The sequence below is a fragment of the Pseudomonas sp. TH15 genome (assembly GCF_016651105.1).
In the GTDB taxonomy this organism is placed as follows: domain Bacteria; phylum Pseudomonadota; class Gammaproteobacteria; order Pseudomonadales; family Pseudomonadaceae; genus Aquipseudomonas.
In genome coordinates, this window is sequence record NZ_JAEKEL010000001.1 from 4,802,571 (window position 1) to 4,825,420 (window position 22,850).

The 22,850-nt window shown below is 59.4% G+C and carries 25 protein-coding genes; 17 read left to right on the forward strand and 8 right to left on the reverse strand.

Annotated elements, in window-relative coordinates; translation table 11 throughout:
* Positions 1 to 29 precede the first annotated feature (29 nt).
* From JFT87_RS21660 to JFT87_RS21680, 5 genes are all read left to right on the forward strand, one after another.
* Positions 30 to 854: an NAD-dependent epimerase/dehydratase family protein gene (locus JFT87_RS21660; RefSeq protein ID WP_201204433.1), complete on the forward strand. Its 825-nt coding sequence runs from the start codon at positions 30 to 32 to the stop codon at positions 852 to 854.
* A 26-nt stretch (positions 855 to 880) separates the two neighbouring features.
* The gene (locus JFT87_RS21665) at positions 881 to 1,774 is read left to right on the forward strand and encodes an SMP-30/gluconolactonase/LRE family protein (RefSeq protein ID WP_201204434.1); all 894 of its coding nucleotides are present in this window, start codon (positions 881 to 883) and stop codon (positions 1,772 to 1,774) included.
* Between the two features lie 60 nt (positions 1,775 to 1,834).
* Positions 1,835 to 2,806, forward strand: coding sequence for a TRAP transporter substrate-binding protein (locus JFT87_RS21670; RefSeq protein ID WP_201204435.1), 972 nt, complete (start codon positions 1,835 to 1,837; stop codon positions 2,804 to 2,806).
* Between the two features lie 79 nt (positions 2,807 to 2,885).
* Positions 2,886 to 3,413, forward strand: coding sequence for a TRAP transporter small permease (locus JFT87_RS21675; protein ID WP_201149148.1), 528 nt, complete (start codon positions 2,886 to 2,888; stop codon positions 3,411 to 3,413).
* Positions 3,413 to 4,693 carry a TRAP transporter large permease gene (locus tag JFT87_RS21680; RefSeq protein WP_201149147.1) on the forward strand — a complete coding sequence of 427 codons (1,281 nt, stop codon included), beginning with the start codon at positions 3,413 to 3,415 and terminating at the stop codon, positions 4,691 to 4,693. The genes JFT87_RS21675 and JFT87_RS21680 overlap by 1 nt, the downstream gene beginning before the upstream one ends.
* Before the next feature lie 102 nt (positions 4,694 to 4,795).
* Here JFT87_RS21680 and JFT87_RS21685 read toward each other — a convergent pair whose 3' ends face one another.
* The 3 genes from JFT87_RS21685 to JFT87_RS21695 all read right to left on the reverse strand — a co-directional run bounded on the left by JFT87_RS21685 (position 4,796) and on the right by JFT87_RS21695 (position 7,442).
* A complete protein-coding gene (locus JFT87_RS21685) occupies positions 4,796 to 5,596 on the reverse strand; it encodes a sulfite exporter TauE/SafE family protein (RefSeq protein ID WP_201204436.1) in 801 nt (266 codons plus the stop codon).
* A gap of 9 nt (positions 5,597 to 5,605) precedes the next feature.
* Complete coding sequence (locus JFT87_RS21690) at positions 5,606 to 6,850, reverse strand: NAD(P)/FAD-dependent oxidoreductase (RefSeq protein ID WP_201204437.1); 1,245 nt, start codon at positions 6,848 to 6,850, stop codon at positions 5,606 to 5,608.
* Positions 6,851 to 7,088: 238 nt separating this feature from the next.
* Positions 7,089 to 7,442 carry an ArsR/SmtB family transcription factor gene (locus JFT87_RS21695; protein ID WP_201204439.1) on the reverse strand — a complete coding sequence of 118 codons (354 nt, stop codon included), beginning with the start codon at positions 7,440 to 7,442 and terminating at the stop codon, positions 7,089 to 7,091.
* A 104-nt stretch (positions 7,443 to 7,546) separates the two neighbouring features.
* Between JFT87_RS21695 and JFT87_RS21700 the strand changes: the two genes are divergently transcribed.
* Positions 7,547 to 8,410 (forward strand): MBL fold metallo-hydrolase, encoded by an 864-nt coding sequence (locus JFT87_RS21700; RefSeq protein WP_201204441.1) that lies wholly within the window; start codon positions 7,547 to 7,549, stop codon positions 8,408 to 8,410.
* A 20-nt stretch (positions 8,411 to 8,430) separates the two neighbouring features.
* On the opposite strand, the gene bkdR is transcribed toward JFT87_RS21700, so the two are convergent.
* The gene (gene bkdR, locus JFT87_RS21705) at positions 8,431 to 8,919 is read right to left on the reverse strand and encodes a Bkd operon transcriptional regulator BkdR (RefSeq protein ID WP_169368978.1); all 489 of its coding nucleotides are present in this window, start codon (positions 8,917 to 8,919) and stop codon (positions 8,431 to 8,433) included.
* Between the two features lie 186 nt (positions 8,920 to 9,105).
* On the opposite strand from bkdR, the gene JFT87_RS21710 reads away from it, so the two are divergent.
* From JFT87_RS21710 to JFT87_RS21730, 5 genes are all read left to right on the forward strand, one after another.
* On the forward strand, positions 9,106 to 10,341 hold the full coding sequence (locus JFT87_RS21710) for a 3-methyl-2-oxobutanoate dehydrogenase (2-methylpropanoyl-transferring) subunit alpha (RefSeq protein WP_201204443.1): 1,236 nt from the start codon (positions 9,106 to 9,108) through the stop codon (positions 10,339 to 10,341).
* A gap of 1 nt (position 10,342) precedes the next feature.
* The gene (locus JFT87_RS21715) at positions 10,343 to 11,401 is read left to right on the forward strand and encodes an alpha-ketoacid dehydrogenase subunit beta (protein ID WP_201204445.1); all 1,059 of its coding nucleotides are present in this window, start codon (positions 10,343 to 10,345) and stop codon (positions 11,399 to 11,401) included.
* Complete coding sequence (locus JFT87_RS21720) at positions 11,402 to 12,676, forward strand: dihydrolipoamide acetyltransferase family protein (RefSeq protein ID WP_201204447.1); 1,275 nt, start codon at positions 11,402 to 11,404, stop codon at positions 12,674 to 12,676.
* A gap of 3 nt (positions 12,677 to 12,679) precedes the next feature.
* Positions 12,680 to 14,062, forward strand: a complete 1,383-nt coding sequence (gene lpdA / locus JFT87_RS21725; RefSeq protein WP_201204449.1) for a dihydrolipoyl dehydrogenase — start codon at positions 12,680 to 12,682, stop codon at positions 14,060 to 14,062.
* Positions 14,063 to 14,374: 312 nt separating this feature from the next.
* On the forward strand, positions 14,375 to 15,394 hold the full coding sequence (locus JFT87_RS21730; RefSeq protein ID WP_201204451.1) for a branched-chain amino acid aminotransferase: 1,020 nt from the start codon (positions 14,375 to 14,377) through the stop codon (positions 15,392 to 15,394).
* A gap of 149 nt (positions 15,395 to 15,543) precedes the next feature.
* On the opposite strand, the gene JFT87_RS21735 is transcribed toward JFT87_RS21730, so the two are convergent.
* The 3 genes from JFT87_RS21735 to JFT87_RS21745 form a co-directional block, all read right to left on the reverse strand.
* A complete protein-coding gene (locus tag JFT87_RS21735) occupies positions 15,544 to 16,368 on the reverse strand; it encodes a TIGR03915 family putative DNA repair protein (RefSeq protein WP_201204453.1) in 825 nt (274 codons plus the stop codon).
* Positions 16,365 to 17,585, reverse strand: coding sequence for a putative DNA modification/repair radical SAM protein (locus tag JFT87_RS21740; protein WP_201204455.1), 1,221 nt, complete (start codon positions 17,583 to 17,585; stop codon positions 16,365 to 16,367). The genes JFT87_RS21735 and JFT87_RS21740 overlap by 4 nt, the downstream gene beginning before the upstream one ends.
* A gap of 132 nt (positions 17,586 to 17,717) precedes the next feature.
* Positions 17,718 to 18,479: an ArsR/SmtB family transcription factor gene (locus tag JFT87_RS21745; protein ID WP_201204457.1), complete on the reverse strand. Its 762-nt coding sequence runs from the start codon at positions 18,477 to 18,479 to the stop codon at positions 17,718 to 17,720.
* Between the two features lie 82 nt (positions 18,480 to 18,561).
* On the opposite strand from JFT87_RS21745, the gene JFT87_RS21750 reads away from it, so the two are divergent.
* The 6 genes from JFT87_RS21750 to JFT87_RS21775 all read left to right on the forward strand — a co-directional run bounded on the left by JFT87_RS21750 (position 18,562) and on the right by JFT87_RS21775 (position 22,331).
* Complete coding sequence (locus JFT87_RS21750) at positions 18,562 to 19,665, forward strand: cytochrome P450 (protein ID WP_201204460.1); 1,104 nt, start codon at positions 18,562 to 18,564, stop codon at positions 19,663 to 19,665.
* Between the two features lie 131 nt (positions 19,666 to 19,796).
* Positions 19,797 to 20,093 (forward strand): transposase, encoded by a 297-nt coding sequence (locus JFT87_RS21755; RefSeq protein ID WP_201200757.1) that lies wholly within the window; start codon positions 19,797 to 19,799, stop codon positions 20,091 to 20,093.
* Positions 20,090 to 20,923 (forward strand): IS3 family transposase, encoded by an 834-nt coding sequence (locus tag JFT87_RS21760; RefSeq protein ID WP_201200759.1) that lies wholly within the window; start codon positions 20,090 to 20,092, stop codon positions 20,921 to 20,923. The genes JFT87_RS21755 and JFT87_RS21760 overlap by 4 nt, the downstream gene beginning before the upstream one ends.
* A 403-nt stretch (positions 20,924 to 21,326) precedes the next feature.
* Entirely contained in the window at positions 21,327 to 21,704 is a 378-nt protein-coding gene (locus JFT87_RS21765) for a DUF6124 family protein (RefSeq protein ID WP_201204462.1), read from the forward strand.
* A 36-nt stretch (positions 21,705 to 21,740) separates the two neighbouring features.
* On the forward strand, positions 21,741 to 22,016 hold the full coding sequence (locus tag JFT87_RS21770; protein WP_242487338.1) for a type II toxin-antitoxin system RelE/ParE family toxin: 276 nt from the start codon (positions 21,741 to 21,743) through the stop codon (positions 22,014 to 22,016).
* A gap of 3 nt (positions 22,017 to 22,019) precedes the next feature.
* Positions 22,020 to 22,331: a helix-turn-helix domain-containing protein gene (locus JFT87_RS21775; protein ID WP_201204464.1), complete on the forward strand. Its 312-nt coding sequence runs from the start codon at positions 22,020 to 22,022 to the stop codon at positions 22,329 to 22,331.
* A 143-nt stretch (positions 22,332 to 22,474) separates the two neighbouring features.
* Here JFT87_RS21775 and JFT87_RS21780 read toward each other — a convergent pair whose 3' ends face one another.
* Complete coding sequence (locus JFT87_RS21780) at positions 22,475 to 22,813, reverse strand: FKBP-type peptidyl-prolyl cis-trans isomerase (RefSeq protein WP_169368969.1); 339 nt, start codon at positions 22,811 to 22,813, stop codon at positions 22,475 to 22,477.
* Between the last annotated feature and the right edge of the window lie 37 nt (positions 22,814 to 22,850).

A 22,850-nucleotide genomic window follows, 5' to 3' on the forward strand; every position in this document is an offset into this window, starting at 1 on the left:
AACCTAATAACAACGTGTAAGGGATTGCCATGACGTCTACCTCTACTCCCCGCGCCCCTTTCAATCGTCTGCTGCTGACCGGTGCCGCCGGTGGCCTCGGTAAAGTTCTACGCGAGAGCCTGCGGCCCTATGCCAACGTGATTCGCCTGTCGGACATTGCCGACATCACCCCGGCCATCGATGACCGCGAAGAAGTCGTGCCTTGCGACCTCGCCGACAAACACGCCGTGCATCAACTGGTCGAAGGCGTGGACGCGATCCTGCACTTTGGCGGTGTATCGACAGAGCACGCGTTCGAGGAGATTCTCGGCGCCAACATCTGCGGCGTCTTCCACATCTACGAAGCGGCGCGCCGCCATGGCGTGAAGCGAGTCATTTTCGCCAGCTCCAACCACGTCATCGGTTTCTACAAGCAAGATGAGGTGATCGACGCCCACTCCCCTCGCCGCCCGGACAGCTACTATGGTTTGTCCAAGTCCTATGGCGAAGACATGGCCAGTTTCTACTTCGATCGCTATGGCATCGAGACCGTCAGCATCCGTATCGGCTCCTCGTTCGCGGAACCGCAAAACCGCCGGATGATGAGCACATGGCTGAGCTTCGGTGACCTGACTCAACTGATCGAACGTGCTCTGTACGCCCCGAACGTCGGCCACACCATCGTGTACGGCGTGTCCGATAACAAGAACGTCTGGTGGGACAACCGCTTTGCCACCGGCCTGGGATATGCGCCGCAGGACAGCTCCGAAGGGTTCCGCGAAAAAGTCGAAGCCCAACCGATGCCGGCCGCTGATGACCCGGCGATGGTTTACCAGGGTGGCGCGTTTGTCGCCTCCGGCCCGTTCGGCGACTGAGCCAACGTCCAAAGGAATGATTCGCCATGCAAGCCGAATTGATTGTCGATGCCCGTAACGCCGTTGGTGAAAGCCCGGTATGGGTCGCCGAAGAAAACGCCCTGTACTGGGTCGATATTCCCACCGGCGGCTTGCAGCGCTGGAGTGCCGACACCGGCCACGTCCATGCCTGGACCGCCCCCGAGATGCTCGCCTGCATTGCGCGGCACAGCGACGGCGGCTGGGTTGCCGGGATGGAAAGCGGGTTCTTTCATCTGCTCCCGCACAGCGATGGCAGCCTCGACAGCGAACTGCTGGCCCACGTCGATCACGCCCGTCCGGACATGCGCCTGAACGATGGTCGCTGCGATCGTCAGGGCCGTTTCTGGGCTGGCAGCATGGTGCTGAACATGGGCTTGAATGCGCCCGAAGGCCGGCTCTATCGCTATGGCGCCGGACAATCCGCAGTAATCGCCGCGCAACTCGACGGTTTCATCGTCCCCAACGGCCTGGGTTTCAGCCCGGACGGCCGGACGATGTACCTGTCGGACTCCCACCCTTTGGCCCAGCAAATCTGGGCCTTTGACTACGACATCGACAGCGGCACGCCGAGCAATCGTCGGCTGTTTGTCGACATGAATCAGTACGCTGGTCGTCCCGACGGCGCGGCGGTCGATGCCGAAGGCTGCTACTGGATCTGCGCCAACGACGCCGGGTTGATTCACCGCTTTACGCCCGATGGTCGACTGGATCGTTCCCTCGCCGTGCCGGTGAAAAAACCGACGATGTGTGCCTTTGGTGGCAATCGACTGGACACACTGTTCGTGACTTCAATCCGCCCCGGTGACGACCATGATCCGCAGTCGCTGGCCGGCGGCGTATTCGCCTTGAACCCCGGCGTCAAAGGCCTGCCGGAACCCCAATTCAACGATTTGCTGTAACGCCCGCCTGTGCTGCACCGCTGCGCCTTGAACACAACAATAACAAGACTGGAGAACCCCATGGACTTCAAACGCACCTTGCTCGCCGTCGCTCTACCGTTGGCCTTCACCTTCACCAGTGCCGCCCAGGCGCTGGAGATCAAATTCGCCGATGTGCATCCCGCCGGTTATCCCACCGTGGTCGCTGAAGAGAGTATGGGCAAGACCCTGAACAAGGAAACCAATGGCGAACTCACCTTCAAGTATTTCCCGGGCGGCGTGCTCGGTTCGGAGAAAGAAGTCATCGAGCAGGCGCAGGTCGGCGCGATCCAGATGACCCGCGTCAGCCTGGGTATCGTCGGCCCGGTGGTGCCGGATGTGAACGTGTTCAACATGCCGTTCATCTTCCGCGATCAGGCGCACATGCGTGCGGTGATCGATGGCGAAGTCGGCGATGCGATTCTCGACAAGATCAGCAACTCCGAATTCGGCCTGGTGGCCCTGGCCTGGATGGACGGCGGTACGCGCAATATCTACACCAAAAAACCGGTGCGCAAACTTGAAGACCTCAAGGGCATGAAGATCCGCGTGCAAGGCAACCCGATGTTCATCGAGACCATCAACGCCATGGGCGGCAACGGCATTGCCATGGACACCGGCGAGATCTTCAGCGCCTTGCAGACCGGGGTGATCGACGGCGCGGAAAACAACCCGCCAACCCTGCTTGAACACAACCATTTTCAGAACGCCAAGTTCTACAGCCTGACCGGGCACCTGATCCTGCCCGAGCCCATTGTGATGTCGAAAATCACTTGGGAAAAACTCACCCCCGATCAGCAGACGCTGGTGAAGAAAGCCGCCAAGGCCGCGCAGGCAGAGGAGCGCGTGCTGTGGGATGCCAAATCCGCCAGCAGCGAGGAAAAACTCAAAGCCGCAGGCGTCGAGTTCATCACCGTCGACAAGAAACCCTTCTACGAGGCCACCGCCTCGATTCGCGAGAAATACGGCGCGCCTTACGCCGACCTGATCAAACGCATCGAAGCCGTTCAGTAACCCTCCCGACCCTCAACGAAAGGCCCGGCGGCGCTGGCGTGCATTGACGCCCGCGTCCGCCCGGTTACGGTGGAACCCGATGAAGAATTCGCTGCTGCGCCTCAACGACATCTTGTACATGACCTGCATCTGGGTCGCCGGCCTGTCCGTGCTGACCATCGCCCTGATCATTCCCTGGGGCGTGTTTGCCCGTTACGCCCTCGGCACCGGTTCGAGTTGGCCGGAGCCCACCGCTATCTTGCTGATGATGGTCTTCACCTTCATCGGCGCCGCCGCCAGTTACCGCGCAGGTGCCCACATGGCGGTGGCGATGGTCACCGACCGTTTGCCACCGAATCTGCGCAAAACCATGAGCATCGTTTCGCAATTATTAATGGCCACCATCTGCCTGTTCATGACGATCTGGGGCGCCAAGCTGTGCGCCTCGACGTGGAACCAGTTCATGAGCGCCCTGCCGACGTTGCGCGTGGGCATCACTTACATGCCGATCCCGCTGGGCGGCGCGCTGACGCTGATTTTTGTCGTGGAAAAACTGCTGTTCGGCGACCAGAGCAACCGTCGGGTTGTGCGGTTCGACATGGTTGAAGAAAACGAAGGGGCTGCCTGATGGACGCATTGATTCTGCTGGGCAGTTTTATCGCTTTGATCCTGATGGGCATGCCTGTCGCCTACGCCCTCGGGCTGTCGGCGCTGATCGGTGCGTGGTGGATCGACATCCCGTTCCAGGCCCTGATGATTCAGGTCGCGGGCGGGGTGAACAAATTCTCGCTGCTGGCGATTCCGTTCTTTGTGCTGGCCGGGGCGATCATGGCCGAGGGCGGCATGTCGCGCCGGCTGGTGGCATTTGCCGGCGTGCTGGTCGGGTTCGTGCGTGGCGGTCTGTCGTTGGTCAACATCATGGCCTCGACGTTTTTCGGCGCAATCTCCGGTTCGTCGGTAGCCGACACCGCATCGGTAGGCTCGGTGCTGATTCCGGAAATGGAGCGCAAGGGTTATCCACGCGACTTCTCCACGGCGGTGACCGTGAGCGGTTCGGTGCAAGCGTTGCTGACACCGCCGAGCCACAACTCGGTGCTCTATTCGCTGGCAGCCGGTGGCACCGTTTCGATTGCTTCGCTGTTCATGGCCGGCGTCGTGCCGGGCCTGTTGATGAGCGCGTGCCTGATGGTGCTGTGCCTGATCTTCGCGCGCAAACGCGACTATCCGAAAGGCGAAGTCATCCCGCTGCGCGAGGCGCTGAAAATCTGCGGCGAAGCGCTGTGGGGGCTGATGGCGATGGTGATCATCCTCGGCGGGATTCTCTCGGGGATTTTCACTGCCACAGAATCGGCAGCGATTGCGGTGCTCTGGGCGTTCTTCGTGACCATGTTCATCTACCGTGACTACAAATGGCGTGAACTGCCGAAACTGATGCACCGCACCGTGCGCACCATTTCGATCGTGATGATCCTGATCGGCTTCGCCGCGAGCTTCGGCTACATCATGACCCTGATGCAGATCCCGGCGAAAATCACCACGCTGTTCCTGACCCTGTCGGACAACCGCTATGTGATCCTGATGTGCATCAACGTCATGCTGCTATTGCTCGGCACGGTGATGGACATGGCGCCGCTGATCCTGATCCTCACGCCGATTCTGATGCCGGTGATTCTCGGCATCGGCGTTGATCCGGTGCAGTTCGGCATGATCATGCTGGTTAACCTGGGGATCGGGCTGATAACGCCGCCGGTGGGCGCGGTGTTGTTTGTCGGTTCAGCGGTGGGAAAAGTGAGTATCGAGAGCACAGTGAAAGCGCTGATGCCGTTTTACGCGGTGTTGTTCCTGGTGTTGATGCTGGTGACTTACATTCCCGCCATTTCCCTGTGGTTACCGCACTTGGTGTTGTAAAGCCCTAAAGATCGCAGCCTCGTTTCACTCGACAGCTCCTACAGGAATCGTATTCCCATGCAGGAGCTGCCGAAGGCTGCGCTCTTTTGATCTTGCCCACACTCACGCCCGTAACAACATATACCCCGCCACCACCAGACAGACACTGGCAAACCCCACCTGCAAGGCCCGCGCCGGCACTCGCGCGCACAGCTTGCGCCCGATGATCATGCCGACAACGCTGGCAACGATAAACGCCACCCCCTGACTGTCGATGCGTACGCCTGCGTGGAACGAGCCGATAACGCCAATCACGGAAATCAGGCTGATCACCATCAACGACGTGGCGATGATCCCGCGCATCTGCACGTCGGTCAGTTGCTTGAACGCCGGGACGATCAGAAAGCCGCCACCCACGCCCAACAATCCTGACACCACGCCGGTCACCGCGCCGAGGGCTGCCAGGGTCGCGGTGCATTTGGCGGTCCAGGAAAAACGCCCGGTCTGTTGATCGAGCATGCAGTTCTTCTGGCCCCAGTTGGCGTGGCCGTGGTCGTTCGGGCCCTCCTCCTGACGTTCGCGGCGCAGCATCCGCCAGGCCACCATGACCATCAGCAGACTGAACAGGATCATCAGGATTTTTTCCGGCATCTGATGGGCAAAGTAGATGCCCACTGGCGAAAACACCGCGCCGAGCAAGGCGATCAACAGCGCCGCACGATAGCGCACCAGACCGTGGCGCAAGCCATCGATGGCACCGACCGCCGCCGCGCTACCCACCGCAAATAATGCGACCGGCGCCGCTTGGGTCATGGTCCAGCCGAGCCCCAGTACCAACGCCGGCACCGCCAGAATCCCGCCCCCGGCCCCGGTCAAACCGAGGACCAGGCCCATCAGCACACCAAAAAAACTTGCCAGCAGCATAGGGTTCTCTCAATCGACCTTGGACAGGGCAGTCAGCCATTCGCGGCCCTTGAGCATGCCGTTCCAGTAGAACCACGGCAGCAGGCTCGCCTTCAGCCACCACGCAGAACGACGGGCTACGGTCGGGTCCAAGGGAAAGGTCGGCAGCAACTTACCGGCATAGCCAAACTCGGCGAGGATCACCTTGCCCTTTTCCACCGTCAGCGGGCACGAGCCATAGCCGTCGTACTTGAGCGGCAGCGGCTGTTGCTTGCGCAGGGCCAGCAGGTTTTCGGCCACCACCACAATCTGCTTGCGCACGGCGGCAGCGGTTTTCGCGTTGCTGGTGGAGCAGATATCGCCCAGGCCGAAGACCTCGGGATAACGCGGGTGCTGCAGGCTGTGCGGATTGACTTCACACCAGCCGGCCGCATCGGCCAAAGGGCTGTGTGCGATGAAGTCTGGCGAAACCTGCGGCGGTACCACGTGCAACAGATCGAAGGTTTTCGCCTCGCGGGTGACGTTGCCGTCGGCGTCCCTGATCTCGAACCATGCGGTTTTTGCCGGGCCGTCGACCTTGATCAGGTTGGAGGTGAAGGCCAGCCGTGCGTTGTATTTTTCGATGTACTTCATCAGCGGCGGCACGAACGTTGGCACACCGAACAACGCGGCACCGGCCAGGTTGAACTCGACGTCGATCTTGTTCAGCACACCACTTTTCAACCAGTGATCGCAGGACAGGTACAAGGCCTTTTGCGGCGCTCCGGCGCATTTGATCGGGATCGGTGGCTGGGTGAAGATCGCCTTGCCGCCGCGCAAACCCTTGACCAGTTCCCAGGTGTAGGCCGCGTGCTGGTAGCTGTAATTGGACGTCACGCCGTGCTGGCCGAGGGCGTCCTGCAAGCCTTCGATCTTCTCCCAGGCCAGGCGCAGGCCGGGGCAGACGATGAGGTTTTGATAGCCGACCGTACGGCCGTCGTCGAGGGTCAGGTGTTTTTTGTCAGCCGCGATTTCAGTGACGGCGGCTTGCAGCCAGGTCGCTTGACGCGGCATGACGCTGGACATCGGGCGTACGGTGTCTTCCACCGAGTAGGCACCACCGCCGACCAAGGTCCAGGCCGGTTGGTAGTAATGCTGGGCGCTAGGTTCGATAACGGTGATGTTCAACGACGGATCGCGCTTAAGCAGGCTGGCGACAAAACCAATCCCTGCCGTGCCGCCGCCTATCACCACGATGTCTGCACTGATGGTTGGGCCCCAGTGTTGATCGTTCATAGGTTGTTCCCTTTTTTACTGCTACACGCATTTAGCCGGGTTCGGGCCCGATACCCATCAGTTAAATTGAGTATCAAAGTCTGGCAAACACCCTGTGGCGAGGGGGCTTGCCCCCGTTGGGTCGCGAAGCGGCCCCTTCATTTATTCAGGTCAACCGAGTCGCCTGGATTTACGACTGCTGCGCAGCCGAACGGGGGCAAGCCCCCTCGCCACAAGTAGGGTGCTCACCGTGCCTCCTTTAACTGACAGGTACAGGGTCGGCCCAACTTTTTAGAACCGCCCCGCAATACAGGCCGGACAGCGTTTTCATTACCTGAATCACTTCATGACTGGCCAGGCCATAGAAAATGTATTTGCCTTCACGGCGAGTCGCGACCAGGCCTTCATCGCGCAAAATGCCCAGCTGTTGGGACAGTGTGGGCTGGCGTACGCCGGTCATGGTTTCCAGTTCGCCAACGTTGCGTTCGCCCTGGGTCAACTGGCAGAGAATCAGCAAGCGATCCTCATTGGCCAAAGCCTTGAGCAGCGCGCAAGCTTTGGAGGCCGACGCCCGCAATTGGGCGACTTCACATTCGGTCAGACTGGATTGCATTTGCAGGATGCCTTCGACGTCACTTAAGCTGCAGACATTATGTGTAAACATAAAGTGTTGCAACCGGTTACTGTCTTTCCACCTTTTTCACAGGTTTGCCTCCCATGCCCGCGCTGATTGAAGCCTTCCTCGACCCCGCCTCGTCGACCTACAGCTACGTTGTCTACGAGCAGGCTGGCGGGTACTGCGCGATTGTCGACACGGTGCTCGATTACGACCCGGCCGCCGGGCGAACCGCGACTGTCCAGGCCGACCGAATCATCGCTTTCGTGCGCGAACAGCAGTTGCAGGTGCAATGGCTGCTGGAAACCCACGCTCACGCCGATCACCTCTCCGCCGCGCCGTATCTGCGTCGGGAACTGGGCGGGAAGATTGCGATTGGGCAGTCGATCAGCAAGGTCCAGGGCGTGTTCAAGACCCTGTTCAATCTGGAGCCGGAATTTTGTGTGGATGGCTCGCAGTTCGATCACCTGTTCGCCCCGAACGAATCGTTCATGATTGGCAACCTCAAGGCCACGGCCCTGCACGTGCCCGGCCACACCCCGGCAGACATGGCGTATTTGATCGACGGCGATGTGATTCTGGTGGGCGATACACTGTTCATGCCGGATGTCGGCACCGCGCGTTGCGACTTTCCGGGCGGCAATGCCAACCAGTTGTTCGCCTCGATCCACAAGCTGCTGGCCTTCCCGGCTGGCGTGCGGCTCTACGTTTGCCATGACTACCCGCCTGAGGGGCGCGAGCCTGAATGTCAGACCACGGTGGGTGAGCAGCGTAAAAGCAACATTCATGTGCACGACGGCGTTGAAGAGGCGGCGTTCGTCGCCATGCGGACGCAGCGCGATGCCGGGTTGGGGATGCCGAATCTGTTGCTGCCGGCAATTCAGGTGAATGTGCGGGCGGGGAATATGCCGCCGGCCGAGGATAACGGCGTGACGTACCTAAAGATCCCCGTTAATAAACTGTGAACGCTCCCACAGAGTTTCGCTTAGCCCCCGAGGGTCAACCCATTCGCCGGCAATGGCAGCGCGGTCTTATAGCGCACTTGCTTGAGCGCAAAGCTTGAGCGGATGTTGGCGACGCCAGGCACCTTGGTCAGGAAGTCCATCATGAAGCGCTCCAGCGACTGAATGGTCGGCACCAACACCCGGATCAGATAATCCGGGTCGCCAGCCATCAAATAGCACTCCATCACTTCCGGGCGATCCGAAATCGCTTCTTCGAAATGCGCCAGCGCCTCTTCCACCTGCTTCTCCAGGCTGACGTGAATGAACACATTCACATGCAGCCCCAGCAGGTCGGCGTCCAGCAGCGTGACTTGCTCACGAATCAGCCCTAATTCTTCCATTGCCTTGACCCGGTTGAAGCACGGTGTCGGCGACAGGTTGACCGAGCGTGCGAGGTCGGCGTTGGTGATGCGGGCGTTCTCCTGAAGGCTGTTGAGAATGCCGATGTCGGTACGGTCCAGTTTGCGCATGAGACAAAACCACCTGTTATTTTTGTTTATGCAGAATTTCTATCCTCAAATGACCGCCAACGCAACGAAACAGAGAGAAATATTCTCCTGCACCGGGCCTATGATGTTTGTAGGACAAGATTTCCATCACCCGTGGAAGGACTGCCAGCTCACTACAAGAAATTCACAAGATCGAGCGTAGAAGCCATGAACCAAGCGTATGAACCGCTGCAGTTGCACGTTCCCGAACCATCGGGCCGCCCAGGCTGCAAAACCGACTTCTCCTACCTGCGTCTGACCGATGCCGGTACGGTGCGCAAACCCCCAATCGACGTTGAACCGGCCGACACGGCTGATCTGGCCAAAGGCCTGATTCGCGTGCTCGACGACCAGGGCAATGCCCTCGGTCCGTGGGCTGAAGGCGTCCCGGTCGAGATCCTGCGCAAAGGCATGCGCGCCATGCTCAAGACGCGGATCTTCGATAACCGCATGGTGGTCGCCCAGCGTCAGAAAAAAATGTCGTTCTACATGCAAAGCCTCGGCGAAGAAGCCATCGGCAGCGCCCAGGCCCTGGCCTTGAACATCGACGACATGTGCTTTCCCACCTACCGTCAGCAAAGCATCCTGATGGCCCGCGAAGTGCCGCTGGTGGACCTGATCTGCCAACTGCTGTCCAACGAGCGCGATCCGCTCAAGGGCCGTCAGTTGCCGATCATGTACTCGGTGCGCGATCACGGTTTCTTCACCATTTCCGGCAACCTTGCCACCCAATTCGTACAGGGTGTGGGCTGGGGCATGGCATCGGCGATCAAGGGCGACACTAAAATCGCTTCGGCCTGGATCGGCGACGGCGCTACCGCCGAATCGGACTTCCACACCGCCCTCACCTTCGCCCACGTTTACCGGGCGCCAGTGATCCTGAACGTGGTCAACAACCAATGGGCGATTTCGACCTTCCAGGCAATTGCCGGTGGTGAAGCCACCACGTTCGCCGGTCGTGGCGTCGGCTGCGGCATTGCCTCGCTGCGGGTTGATGGCAACGATTTCGTCGCGGTCTATGCCGCCTCTGCCTGGGCCGCCGAACGCGCGCGCCGCAACCTTGGCCCGACCATGATCGAATGGGTCACCTACCGCGCCGGCCCGCACTCCACCTCCGATGATCCTTCGAAATACCGTCCTGCCGACGACTGGAGCCACTTCCCGTTGGGCGACCCGATTGCGCGCCTCAAGCAGCACCTGGTGAAAATCGGCCATTGGTCTGAAGAGGAACACACCGCCGTCAGCGCCGAGCTGGAAGCCGAAGTGATCGCCGCGCAGAAAGAAGCCGAGCAGTACGGCACCCTCGCCGGTGGCCAGACGCCAAGCGCCGCGACCATGTTCGAAGACGTCTACAAAGAGATGCCGGAGCACTTGAAGCGCCAGCGTCAAGAGTTGGGGATCTGACATGAACGACCACAACAACAATATCGAGCTGGAAACCGCCATGACCACAACCACCATGACCATGATCCAGGCCCTGCGCTCGGCCATGGACGTGATGCTTGAGCGCGACGACAACGTCGTGGTATTCGGCCAGGACGTGGGTTACTTCGGCGGCGTGTTCCGTTGCACCGAAGGTTTACAAAGCAAGTACGGCACCTCCCGGGTGTTCGATGCACCGATCTCCGAAAGCGGGATCGTTGGCGTCGCCGTCGGCATGGGCGCCTACGGTCTGCGGCCGGTGGCCGAGATTCAGTTCGCCGATTACGTTTATCCGGCATCCGACCAGATCATTTCCGAAGCAGCGCGCCTGCGCTATCGCTCGGCCGGCGAGTTCACCGCGCCGATGACCCTGCGCATGCCTTGCGGCGGCGGCATCTACGGCGGCCAGACCCACAGCCAAAGTATCGAGGCGATGTTCACCCAGGTCTGCGGCCTGCGCACGGTCATGCCGTCCAACCCTTACGACGCCAAAGGCCTGCTGATCGCCTCCATCGAAAACGATGATCCGGTGATCTTCCTTGAGCCGAAACGCCTGTACAACGGCCCGTTCGACGGTCACCACGACCGCCCGGTAACCCCGTGGTCGAAACACCCGGCCGCACAAGTGCCGGACGGTTACTACACCGTGCCACTGGACGTTGCCGCCATCGCCCGCCCAGGCAAGGACGTGACCATCCTGACCTACGGCACCACGGTTTACGTGTCGCAAGTGGCCGCTGAAGAAAGCGGTGTCGACGCTGAAGTCATCGACCTGCGCAGCCTGTGGCCGCTGGACCTGGACACCATCGTCAAGTCGGTGAAGAAAACCGGCCGTTGCGTGATCGTTCACGAAGCCACCCGCACCTGCGGTTTCGGCGCGGAGCTGGTCGCGTTGGTGCAAGAGCATTGCTTCCACTACCTGGAAGCGCCGATCGAACGCGTCACCGGTTGGGACACCCCCTACCCGCACGCGCAAGAGTGGGCGTATTTCCCAGGTCCGTCCCGAGTGGGCGCGGCGTTGAAACGGGTTATGGAGGTCTGAATGGGCACGCACGTTATTAAAATGCCGGACATTGGTGAAGGCATTGCAGAAGTTGAATTGTCGGTGTGGCACGTCAAGGTCGGCGACCTGGTTGTCGAAGATCAGGTGCTGGCCGATGTAATGACCGACAAGGCGATGGTCGACATCCCTTCGCCGGTGCACGGCAAAGTCATTTCTCTGGGCGGTGTGCCGGGGGAAGTGATGGCGGTTGGCAGCATCCTGATCAGCATTGAAGTCGAAGGCGCGGGCAACTTTAAAGAGTCCTCGCAGCCTGCTCCGGTTGCTGCTAAAGAAGCACCGGTTGCAGCGCCTCCTAAAGTCGAAGCCGTAGCTGCAAGCAAGCCCGTAGCAGCGCCTCGTCCTGCGGTTTGTCAGGGCCCGATGGTTGCCCGTGACGCCGATGAACGTCCGCTTGCCTCCCCGGCCGTACGTAAACATGCGCTGGACCTCGGCATCCAGTTGCGTCTGGTGCGTGGCACCGGCCCTGCCGGTCGCGTACTGCACGAAGACCTCGACGCCTATCTGGCCGAGGGTCAGTCGAATGTCTCGACCGCTACCGCCGCTTACGCCCAGCGTACCGACGAAGAGCAAATCCCGGTGATCGGCATGCGCCGCAAGATCGCCCAGCGCATGCAGGACGCCACCCAGCGCGCCGCGCACTTCAGTTATGTCGAGGAAATCGACGTCACCGCCGTGGAAGAACTGCGCACACACCTGAACGAAAAACACGGCGCGAGCCGCGGCAAGCTGACGTTGCTGCCGTTCCTGGTCCGTGCACTGGTCGTTGCCCTGCGCGACTTCCCGCAGATCAATGCCCGTTACGACGACGAAGCCCAAGTCATCACCCGCCTCGGCGCGGTGCATGTCGGCGTCGCCACCCAGAGCGACATTGGTTTGATGGTGCCGGTGGTGCGTCACGCTGAAGCCCGCAGCCTGTGGGACAGCGCTCAGGAAATTTCTCGTCTGGCCACCGCCGCGCGTAATGGCAAGGCCAGCCGCGATGAGCTGTCCGGCTCGACCATCACCCTGACCAGCCTTGGCGCGTTGGGCGGGATCGTCAGCACTCCGGTGCTGAACCTGCCGGAAGTGGCGATCGTCGGCGTGAACAAAATCGTCGAACGCCCGATGGTGGTCAAAGGCCAGATCGTGGTTCGCAAGATGATGAACCTCTCCAGCTCCTTCGATCACCGCGTGGTCGATGGCATGGACGCGGCGCAATTCATCCAGGCCATTCGTGGCTTGCTCGAACAACCCGCAACCTTGTTTGTGGAGTAAGTGATGCAAACTCTGAACACCACGCTGCTGATTATCGGTGGCGGCCCTGGCGGCTATGTGACGGCGATCCGTGCCGGTCAGCTGGGCATTTCGACCATTCTGGTGGAAGGCGAATCGTTGGGCGGCACCTGCCTGAACATCGGCTGCATTCCGTCGAAGGCGCTGATTCATGTCGCCGAGCAGTTTCACCAGACGCAGCACCACAGCCAACATTCGGCCCTGGGCATCAGCGTTTCGACGCCGACCCTCGACATCACTAAGAGCGTCGAGTGGAAGGACGGCATCGTTGATCGCCTGACCACTGGCGTTTCCGCGTTGCTGAAGAAGCACAAGGTCCAGGTCGTTCAAGGCTGGGCGAAAGTAATCGACGGTAAAACCGTTGAAGTCGGCGACACGCGGATTCAGTGCGAGCACCTGGTGCTGGCCACCGGTTCGAAAAGCGTGAACCTGCCGATGCTGCCGATTGGCGGGCCGATCATCTCTTCTACCGAAGCCCTGGCGCCGAAGTCCGTGCCTAAACGACTGATCGTGGTCGGTGGCGGTTACATCGGTCTGGAGCTCGGGATTGCCTATCGCAAGCTCGGCGCCGAAGTCAGTGTGGTCGAGGCTCAGGATCGCATCCTGCCGGCCTACGACGCCGAATTGACTCAACCGGTGCACGAAGCACTCAAGCAACTTGGCGTGAAGCTTTACTTGAAGCACAGCGTTCAAGGATTTGATTCTACAAACAATACTTTGCAAGTTCTGGATCCGGATAGCGACGTTCTGAACCTTGAAACCGATCAGGTCCTGGTAGCGGTCGGTCGCAAGCCGAACACCCAGGGCTGGAACCTTGAAGGGCTGAACCTGGCCATGAACGGTTCGGCGATCAAGATCGACAATCGCTGCCAGACCAGCATGCGCAATGTCTACGCCATCGGCGATTTGAGTGGCGAACCGATGCTCGCGCACAGGGCCATGGCTCAGGGCGAGATGGTCGCCGAGTTGATCAGCGGCAAATCCCGCGAGTTCAACCCGACCGCCATCGCCGCCGTGTGCTTTACCGACCCGGAACTGGTGGTGGTCGGCAAGACCCCGGACGAGGCCAAGGCTGCCGGATTGGACTGCATCGTTTCGAGCTTCCCGTTCGCGGCCAATGGCCGGGCGATGACCCTGGAATCGAAAACCGGCTTCGTGCGGGTGGTCGCTCGTCGGGACAATCATCTGATTGTGGGTTGGCAAGCGGTCGGCGTGGGAGTTTCGGAGTTGTCGACCGCGTTCGGCCAGAGCCTGGAAATGGGCGCCCGGCTGGAAGACATCGCCGGCACCATCCACGCGCACCCGACGCTGGGCGAGGCGGTGCAGGAAGCGGCGTTGCGTGCGCTTGGGCATGCGCTGCACCTGTAAACGCTATCAAACTGTGGCGAGGGAGCTTGTGCTCCCGTTGGGTCGCAAAGCGGCCCCTTGCTGACTTCCCGGGATACCGAGTTGTCAGGATTTACGACTGCTTCGCAGCCGAGCGGGAGCAAGCTCCCTCGCCACAGGTATTTTGAACAATGAAGAATCGGCGGCAAATTTCATGAGCTACCTAAGAAATCTGCCAATCAGCCGATAGTCCGGGCTGCGAAACAGGCCCGGAATGAAGTATTGTTGTCCCCATCCAGAAAAACGTCAGAAGCCTTGAACCGTTTCGGCGGTTGTTAAGTGATAGAGGGTGTCATGGGTAACGAAAGCATCAATTGGGACAAGCTGGGTTTTGACTACATCAAGACAGACAAGCGTTTCTTGTCGTACTGGCGCAATGGCGAGTGGGACGCAGGCACCCTGACCGAAGATAACGTGCTGCACATCAGCGAAGGCTCGACTGCCCTTCACTATGGCCAGCAGTGCTTCGAAGGCATGAAGGCCTATCGTTGCAAGGACGGCTCGATCAACCTGTTCCGCCCGGACCAGAACGCCCTGCGCATGCAGCGCAGCTGTGCTCGCCTGCTGATGCCGTTCGTGGAAACCGAGCAGTTCATCGAAGCCTGCAAGGCTGTGGTCCGCGCCAACGAGCGTTTCATCCCGCCTTATGGCACTGGCGGCGCGCTGTACCTGCGTCCGTTCGTGATCGGCGTGGGTGACAACATCGGCGTGCGCACCGCTCCCGAGTTCATCTTCTCGATCTTCGCGATCCCGGTCGGTGCCTACTTCAAGGGCGGCCTGACCCCGCATAACTTCCTGATCTCCAGCTTCGACCGCGCAGCCCCACAAGGCACCGGCGCGGCCAAGGTCGGTGGCAACTACGCCGCCAGCCTGATGCCAGGCTCCCAAGCCAAGAAGGCGCACTTTGCCGACTGCATCTACCTGGACCCGATGACCCACACCAAAATCGAAGAAGTCGGCTCGGCCAACTTCTTCGGGATCACCCACGACAACAAGTTCGTCACCCCGAACTCGCCATCGGTACTGCCGGGCATCACCCGTCTGTCGTTGATCGAGCTGGCGAAATCGCGTCTGGGCCTGGAAGTGATCGAAGGCGACGTGTTGATCGACAAACTGTCGGACTTCAAGGAAGCAGGCGCTTGCGGCACCGCTGCCGTGATTACGCCAATCGGCGGCATCAGCTACAACGATCACCTGCACGTGTTCCACAGCGAAACCGAGGTCGGCCCGGTCACCCAAAAGCTCTACAAAGAGCTGACTGGTGTACAGACCGGCGACATCGAAGCGCCAGCGGGCTGGATCGTTAAGGTCTGACCTGACGGCTGCTGATGCACGAAAGCCCTCCATCGAGTGATCGATGGGGGGCTTTTTGTTGTGAAGATGAAGATCAAAGATCGCAGCCTGCGGCAGCTCCTACAGGAGATCGATGTAGGAGCTGCCGCAGGCTGCGATCTTTTGATCTTTTATTTCAACGCAATACGTTTACCCGAACGACTGGCAATCCCACTCGCCTGGCCATCCTGCTGTTTGCCCATTCGTGCCTGGGTGATCAATCCGGGAATCAACTCACCCTCCGGCAGATTTTTCCAGAACCGCACCGGTAGATGCCCCTGCATGACCTTCTCGTTCAAACGCGCCGGGTTGAAGATGTGGCTGTAATAGGTCAGCCACAATTCGCCATGCGGATCGTCGACGTTCTGTGCCAGTTGTTGCCATTCCCGCGGACATTGACGCTGATGGATCAGTTGCTCGCCATCGTAATAAACCCCGTCACGCGGCGTGGCGATCAGCCAGCGGTGCTGGCCCATGCGCCCGACAAAATGCTCGCTGGCGCTGTGCAGAATGTCGTGGGCCGGTTCGTGCCACGCCACATATTGCGGGCCGACACTGGATTTGGGACGCTCGATGAATCGGACAAAGGCATGCAGGTGATGAGCTTCTCGGCGCACTTGCTTGATTCGCCGCTGCAACTCGCTACCGAGTTTGTCACCGGCCATCATTGCCGTGCGATCACCGTGGCTGACGCGCCACAGCACTTCGTACAACAGACTCCAGCGTTGATCACCCCGATATTGCGCGGCTTGTTCCAGGGTATCGAGCAGCACGCGCGGGATCTTCGCCATAAACGGCCCCTGCCCTTCAGGCACCGGATCATCATTATTGGCAAACAGATCTCCCACGCCTTCCGACGCCCAACTCACCAGACTCGGGTCGACTTCATGGCTGAGCAGCCAACGCGCCTGCTGTCGCCAGGTGTCGAACAAATCGTCGCAATCGAGATTGATCATCCCCACAACCCCATCTGTTGCGGCATCGGCCGGTCGCGCAGTTGCTGATAAAGCATATGGCTGGTGACCTCAGCCTGCTGCGGGTGGTAGTCGCTGGTGATGATGAAGGGTTTGGCCTTGGCCAATACGCAGCGCATGCGCGCGACATCTTCGTAGCGGATCCGTCGTTGCCGACGCAGCTCGACCAGACGTTCAGTGGTACGTAGCCCGATGCCGGGGATGCGCGCGATCAACGAGGCTTCGGCGCGGTTGAGATCCAGCGGAAACACTTCGCGATTCTGCAGCGCCCACGCCAGCTTCGGGTCGATATCCAACGCCAGATTGCCCGGCCCCTTGAGCAACTCGTCGGCGCTGTAACCGTAACTGCGCAAGAGGAAATCGGCTTGGTACAAACGGTGCTCGCGCATCAGCGGCGGCGCGGCCAGAGGCACGCTTTTCGGGCTGTCGGGGATCGGGCTGAACGCCGAATAGTAAACGCGCCGCAAGCGATAGTTGCCGTACAGCGACTGGGCACTGTGCAAAATCGTGCTGTCGTCGGTGTCATCGGCGCCGACGATCATTTGCGTACTCTGGCCGGCGGGCGCGAACTTCGCCGAACGGGGTTCGTTGAGTACTGTTTGTACGCCGGTGTAGATGGTGCTCATTGCTTGCTTGATCGAACCGATGTCCTTCTCCGGCGCCAGGGTTTGCAGGCTAGCATCGGTGGGCAGTTCGATGTTCACGCTCAGGCGATCGGCGTAACGCCCGGCCTCTTCGATCAGCGCCGGGTCGGCCTCGGGAATGGTCTTGAGATGGATGTAGCCGCGAAACTCGTGCTCTTCGCGCAGTAACCTGGCCACCCGCACCAGTTGTTCCATGGTGTAGTCCGCCGAACGGATGATGCCGGAACTGAGGAACAGCCCGCTGACGCAGTTGCGCCGGTAGAAATCCAGGGTCAGCGTGACGACCTCTTCGGGCGTGAAGCGTGCCCGCGGCACATCGCTGGAGCGGCGATTGACGCAGTATTGGCAATCGTAGAGGCAGAAGTTGGTCAGCAGGATTTTCAATAGCGAGACACAACGCCCGTCGGGCGTATAGCTGTGGCAAATGCCCATGCCATCGGTCGAGCCCAGACCGCTCTTGCCCTCGGAGCTGCGCTTGGGCGCACCGCTGCTCGCGCAGGAGGCGTCGTACTTGGCGGCGTCGGCGAGGATGCTGAGCTTGTCGATGATTTGCATGGTGCGGGCTCTTTACTGTTTAGATATACAGTATAGAGTCCTGAGCGTGGGCACAAGGTGAGGTATGACCCCTCGTCGGCTCGGGGCGAAGATCAAAAGATCGCAGCCTGCGGCAGCTCCTACATGGATTCTTTATCGGGTGTGCACACTTCCTGAGGGAGCCGTCGCAGGCTGCGATCTTTCGATCTGGCGGTTTTCAATTGGCAACGCCAAGCCAAACCGCACGTTGAGTTCCTTTCTGCCAAGCGCCGTCAACGCCAACGCCCGACTGTCCAGATCCTGGGTCACCCATTTGCGCTTGATCGCCGTTTGCAACAACGCCGCCCCCAGTGAACCGCCCAAATGCGGCCGGCGCATACTCCAGTCCAGGCACGGGCAGGCAAACCGCCGGCGCAACGCGCTCAAATCCTTGACCTCAACCCCCAAGCCCTCGAACAACGCCTCGCCGCTCTCGCTCAGTTGATAAACCTGCTCATCGGTTTCCAGCAACCACCCCGCCTCGATCATCCGGTCATGCAGCAACACCGCCAGGGTGCCGGCCATGTGGTCGTAGCAAGTGCGGGCGAATTGCAGGCGATCCGGGGTGCGCGAATTGAACGTCGGCGCGGCGTTCTGGCCGAGCACCATCAAGGCTTCCAGTGCTTGGGCCACACGCTTGTCCGCGAGGCTGTAATAACGATGGCGGCCCTGAACGTGCAGCCGCACCAGCGCCGATTCCTTGAGTTTGGCCAAGTGCGCGCTGGCGGTGGAGGCACTGACCTCGGCAATCGCCGCCAGCTCGGTGCTGGTGCGGGCGTGGCCGTCCATCAACGAGCAGAGGATTTTCGTCCGGGCCGGCTCCGCAATCGCGGCCGCCACTTGAGAAACGCCGATGTCGTGTTGTTCAACGTTCATATTTCGCTCCCGGACGAATCAAGGCCTGGTTGGACTGGAGATAGTAGCAACACTTTTCCCACCACGAACAAGGCTGCGACCCATGGACCCGATCATCGCTGCGACTCATGCCGACCCTTACCCGTATTACGCGCAACTGCGCGCCGAGGGTGGGCTGGTTTTTCATCAAGGACTGAAACTGTGGGTGGCCAGCAGTGCTGACGCCGTGGCGGCGGTGTTCGCGCATCCGGACTGCCAGGTGCGCCCGCTGAGTGAGCCGGTGCCCAAGACGATTGTTGAAGGATTGGCCGGCGAAGTATTCGGTCGGTTGATGCGGATGAATGAAGGTGAACCGCAGCGCTGCCCGAGGTCGGCGATTGAGCCGGGACTGGCGTTGATCGACCGGAATGAAGTGCAAGCGTTGGTCAATGCGCGGTTGATCACCCCGGACGCCGAGGGTCTGTCCAAAGCGATGTTCCGCGGTCCGGTGTGCGTGGTGGCGGCGTTGTTGGGGTTCTCCCCTGCTCAGGGTCGGATGATCAGTGAGTTGACGGCGGACTTCGTGGCCTGCCTATCGCCGCTGAGTAGCCAGGCTCAACTGGATGCTGCGCATGGGGCGACTGAACAGTTGCGGGGTTATTTCATTGAGTTGCTGGCGAAGACGGATAGCGCTTTGCTGGCGGCGATCAAGCAGCGATTTGAAGGCGATGCAGACACGATGATCGCTAACCTGATTGGCCTGTGTTCGCAGACCCACGAAGCTACCGCTGGTTTGATTGGCAACGCGTTGGTGGCGTTGCGGCGTCATCCTGAGTTGCTCGGTGCGTCGATGGATACGCTGATGGCCGAAGTGCAGCGCTTTGATCCGTCGGTGCAAAACACGCGGCGGTTTGTGGCTGCCGCTTGCGAGATCGACGGTGTGCGGGTCGAGGCCGGCGATGTGATTCTGGTACTGCTGGCCTCGGCCAATCGCGATCCGGCGCTTGATGAACAGCCAGACAGTTTTTTACTGGATCGGCCGAATCGGCGCAGTTTCAGTTTTGGCAGCGGGCGACATCAGTGTCCAGGTCAGGTGCTGGCGATGGAAATTGCCTGCGCGACTGTCAGGGAAATCCTCGATCACGGTGTGAATCTGGAGCGACTGGCCTGGCATTACCGGCCTTCGCTGAATGGGCGAATTCCACTGTTCAATATCGTCGGTGACTGATCGTCCGCCTTCGCGGGCAAGCCCGGCTCCTACAAAGGTTTCTTGCACACCCCGAGACACTGTAGGAGCAAAGCTGCTGTGGTCGAACTTTTTTAGACCATGATGTAGGAGCGTCGATTTAAGGAAGCATCATGGGATATCGGGTTGTTACACCAGAAGAAAAAGCAGAGGCGATTCGCTTGGTGGTGGACATGCAATACTCCGTCCCCAAAGCCTGTGAGGCCACCGGTGTAGGGCCTACAGCCCTGCGTCGATGGGTAATACGGTGGCGCCGGGATCAGGAAGGCGTTGCTCAATTGCCACGACTGCAGGATCAGGAACTGATCGAGTCGCTTCAAGCGAAACTGGCGCTACTTGAGACCGAGAATCAAGTGTTAAAAAAGCAATTGCCCTCTCATCTGAAGGTTCTGTTCGGTCGAACCAAATGATTGATGGCGTTAGAGGTGCGTTGTCAATTCGGCGCACGTGCTCCGTGCTTGGCATTGCTCGAAGCAGCTATTACGCAAAGCGTAAAACCAAACGACTAAAGCCTCGTCTGCGTTGGCTAAGGCGCAAGCTTCGTGCATTGCACAAACAGCATCGGGAAGCCTTAGGTACTCGTGGCCTTTGCAAAGCGTTGAGAAAAGAAGGGGTCTTTATCGGACGCTATCGAATGCGCACGTTGATTAAAACCTTCGGTCTGCACCGGCGCAGACCGCGTTATGCACACTATCGCCGCGCCACAAAGCCGGCAATCGTTGCTCCCAACATACTTGATCGTCGATTTAATCCGACTCAGCCAGATACTCTTTGGGCAGGCGATATCACCTACATCAGGGTCGGTAACAGTTGGCTTTATCTTGCCGTAGTGATGGATCTTTTTTCACGCAGGATTGTGGGCTGGGCGTGCTCAAGAACTGCCGACGCCGAACTCGCTGCGAAGGCTCTGAGGTTGGCAGTGGCATTTCGCCGACCGATGCCTGAGTTGTTATTTCACTCAGACCAGGGCTGTCAGTACACAGCTGATCGATTTGTTGCCTGCTTGGCAGAAAACCGGATTTTGCAGAGTATGAGCCGTCGAGGAAACTGTTGGGATAACGCCGTGGTAGAGCGCTATTTCAGAACATTGAAGCACGACTGGATGCCGGAGAACGGCTACCAAAATCATTTGGAAGCGGAGAAGGATGTGATGGATTTCATTTCGCACTACAACCATCGCCGCTGCCACTCTGCTTCAAACCACTTGCCACCTGCGCTATTTGAGCGGCAGGCGGCCTAATGCTCCTACGGAATGGTTTAAAAAAACTGAACCACTACAAGCTTGCTCGCGAAAAGGCCCGGAAAAACAACGCATCATTTCGACATCATCCACCGGGCTACAACGCCTTGCGCCTTTGCCTACAACTACGCCAGAATCCGCCGGCTTGTGCGTCTTGGGGGTCGCCGGTAACTTTGTTCGCATCACTGATGGTCAGTGATCGGGTTTAGTCGCTCGGTGTTTTTCCAAGTTCGCAAGCTGTCATTCAGTCAGGTATTTATACGCCTGCGCTAAATGGTAGCTGTGCGCAGGGCGCCTTCGGGTGCGCCGGTAATGCTTGGATACTGGTCGACTAACCTGCGTACAGCTGCCACCTATTGTTTAGTCGCAAGACCGTGTCAGCCTCATTGAGGTTATCCAAGTCATGTTCAAAGTAACGCCAAATCCGCCAGAAGCGGATGCCATACCCGAATCCGATCCAACATCCCCTTACTCCACGCTAGACCCGACAAAACTGAACGACGCCGCCGAACGCGCCCTCGATCACTACCTCAAACCCCACGCCCCACCGCAGCGAACACCCAGCACCATGTTCCTGGTCGCCCCGAACATGGACACCGAATCCCTCCTCGCTCACGCCTGCGAATCCATGGCCTCGGCCAGCATCATGCTCAGCGACTTCGCCGGCCTGCTCGAAACGCCCTACCGCAACACCCTGCTTGGCATTCAGCAAGTGGTGATGCTCGGCGAACTCGCCGTCAACCGCGCGCTCGACAACCTGGAGCCGCCGACCAGAAATTGAAGTGAGTTGATGAGGTGAGGGAGTGCGCTCAAAGATCTGCGTGCATTCCCGCTTGATGCCCGAAGGGCTGCGGGTTTTCAGTTGGATCTTTTGCAACAGGGTGAAGAACCTTTTGATTGGCATCCCATGAAAACCAGAGGCCGTGGCGTCAACGAAATCAGGATCACTGAGGATTCAGGAGCGTTTTGGGTGTTTTATGTGGTCAATCGGCCTGAAGCCATTTATGTGCTGCACGCCATGCACAAGACCACACGAAAAACTGAAACGCGAGATATCGAACTGGCTCGCGCCAGATACCAGGAAATAGGTTAGGCCATGAAGGATCATCAAGACCCATCCCTGCGTTTTACAAGCGTCTGGGATGCACTGGAAGACACGCCGCAGGACGCAGCCAATATGCGTCTGCGGGCCAAACTGATGCGTACGCTTTGCGAGACCATTCGCGCTTGGGAGCTTCCACAAAAGGAGGCAGCCAAGCGTCTGGGCATTACTCAGCCACGCCTCAATGATGTACTCAACGGGAAAATCGACAAGTTCTCGCTCGATGCCTTGGTCAATATTTCGGCAGCAGCAAAGTTGGAAGTAGACATCTGCTTTCCGTCCGGGCCACCGTTGCAGTGGGCCTGAGGACCACTCAGCCCGCCAAGGATTACTTCAACGCGTGCGTTGACGAAACTCCGAAAGGATAAAAGGTTTACCGGCTCTGGGTTAACCTTCGACATCCTCCAGCGCCACCAAAGGCTCGCTGGAGGACTCGACAGCGCCTGCACTCAATCATCCCGCGTCAGCACTTCCAGCAATTCAATCTCGAAAATCAAATTCGAATTCGGCGTTATCGCGCCCATCGTCCGTTCGCCATACGCCAGATGCGCCGGCACCAGCAGCTTGCGTTTGCCGCCGACCTGCATACCCATGATCCCCTGGTCCCAACCCTTGATCACCCGCCCAGTCCCGATCACGCACTGAAAAGGTTTGCCACGGCTGTAGGAGGAATCGAATTCGGTGCCGTCTTCCAGCCATCCGCGATATTGAGTGGTGATCAGCGCGCCTTTGACCGCTGCTTTGCCGTCGCCCAACTCAAGGTCGATTACCTGAAGCTCATCATTCATTACATGCACTCGTCTGTTCACACCCTCGAAAGGGCTT

Excerpts from the sequence above, each read along its gene's own strand:
- JFT87_RS21660 (WP_201204433.1), top strand. The coding sequence starts at position 30 with ATGACGTCTACCTCTACTCCCCGCGCCCCTTTCAATCGTCTGCTGCTG.
- JFT87_RS21665 (WP_201204434.1), top strand. The coding sequence starts at position 881 with ATGCAAGCCGAATTGATTGTCGATGCCCGTAACGCCGTTGGTGAAAGC.
- JFT87_RS21670 (WP_201204435.1), top strand. The coding sequence starts at position 1,835 with ATGGACTTCAAACGCACCTTGCTCGCCGTCGCTCTACCGTTGGCCTTC.
- JFT87_RS21675 (WP_201149148.1), top strand. The coding sequence starts at position 2,886 with ATGAAGAATTCGCTGCTGCGCCTCAACGACATCTTGTACATGACCTGC.
- JFT87_RS21680 (WP_201149147.1), top strand. The coding sequence starts at position 3,413 with ATGGACGCATTGATTCTGCTGGGCAGTTTTATCGCTTTGATCCTGATG.
- JFT87_RS21685 (WP_201204436.1), bottom strand. The coding sequence starts at position 5,596 with ATGCTGCTGGCAAGTTTTTTTGGTGTGCTGATGGGCCTGGTCCTCGGT.
- JFT87_RS21690 (WP_201204437.1), bottom strand. The coding sequence starts at position 6,850 with ATGAACGATCAACACTGGGGCCCAACCATCAGTGCAGACATCGTGGTG.
- JFT87_RS21695 (WP_201204439.1), bottom strand. The coding sequence starts at position 7,442 with ATGCAATCCAGTCTGACCGAATGTGAAGTCGCCCAATTGCGGGCGTCG.
- JFT87_RS21700 (WP_201204441.1), top strand. The coding sequence starts at position 7,547 with ATGCCCGCGCTGATTGAAGCCTTCCTCGACCCCGCCTCGTCGACCTAC.
- bkdR (WP_169368978.1), bottom strand. The coding sequence starts at position 8,919 with ATGCGCAAACTGGACCGTACCGACATCGGCATTCTCAACAGCCTTCAG.
- JFT87_RS21710 (WP_201204443.1), top strand. The coding sequence starts at position 9,106 with ATGAACCAAGCGTATGAACCGCTGCAGTTGCACGTTCCCGAACCATCG.
- JFT87_RS21715 (WP_201204445.1), top strand. The coding sequence starts at position 10,343 with ATGAACGACCACAACAACAATATCGAGCTGGAAACCGCCATGACCACA.
- JFT87_RS21720 (WP_201204447.1), top strand. The coding sequence starts at position 11,402 with ATGGGCACGCACGTTATTAAAATGCCGGACATTGGTGAAGGCATTGCA.
- lpdA (WP_201204449.1), top strand. The coding sequence starts at position 12,680 with ATGCAAACTCTGAACACCACGCTGCTGATTATCGGTGGCGGCCCTGGC.
- JFT87_RS21730 (WP_201204451.1), top strand. The coding sequence starts at position 14,375 with ATGGGTAACGAAAGCATCAATTGGGACAAGCTGGGTTTTGACTACATC.
- JFT87_RS21735 (WP_201204453.1), bottom strand. The coding sequence starts at position 16,368 with ATGATCAATCTCGATTGCGACGATTTGTTCGACACCTGGCGACAGCAG.
- JFT87_RS21740 (WP_201204455.1), bottom strand. The coding sequence starts at position 17,585 with ATGCAAATCATCGACAAGCTCAGCATCCTCGCCGACGCCGCCAAGTAC.
- JFT87_RS21745 (WP_201204457.1), bottom strand. The coding sequence starts at position 18,479 with ATGAACGTTGAACAACACGACATCGGCGTTTCTCAAGTGGCGGCCGCG.
- JFT87_RS21750 (WP_201204460.1), top strand. The coding sequence starts at position 18,562 with ATGGACCCGATCATCGCTGCGACTCATGCCGACCCTTACCCGTATTAC.
- JFT87_RS21755 (WP_201200757.1), top strand. The coding sequence starts at position 19,797 with ATGGGATATCGGGTTGTTACACCAGAAGAAAAAGCAGAGGCGATTCGC.
- JFT87_RS21760 (WP_201200759.1), top strand. The coding sequence starts at position 20,090 with ATGATTGATGGCGTTAGAGGTGCGTTGTCAATTCGGCGCACGTGCTCC.
- JFT87_RS21765 (WP_201204462.1), top strand. The coding sequence starts at position 21,327 with ATGTTCAAAGTAACGCCAAATCCGCCAGAAGCGGATGCCATACCCGAA.
- JFT87_RS21775 (WP_201204464.1), top strand. The coding sequence starts at position 22,020 with ATGAAGGATCATCAAGACCCATCCCTGCGTTTTACAAGCGTCTGGGAT.
- JFT87_RS21780 (WP_169368969.1), bottom strand. The coding sequence starts at position 22,813 with ATGAATGATGAGCTTCAGGTAATCGACCTTGAGTTGGGCGACGGCAAA.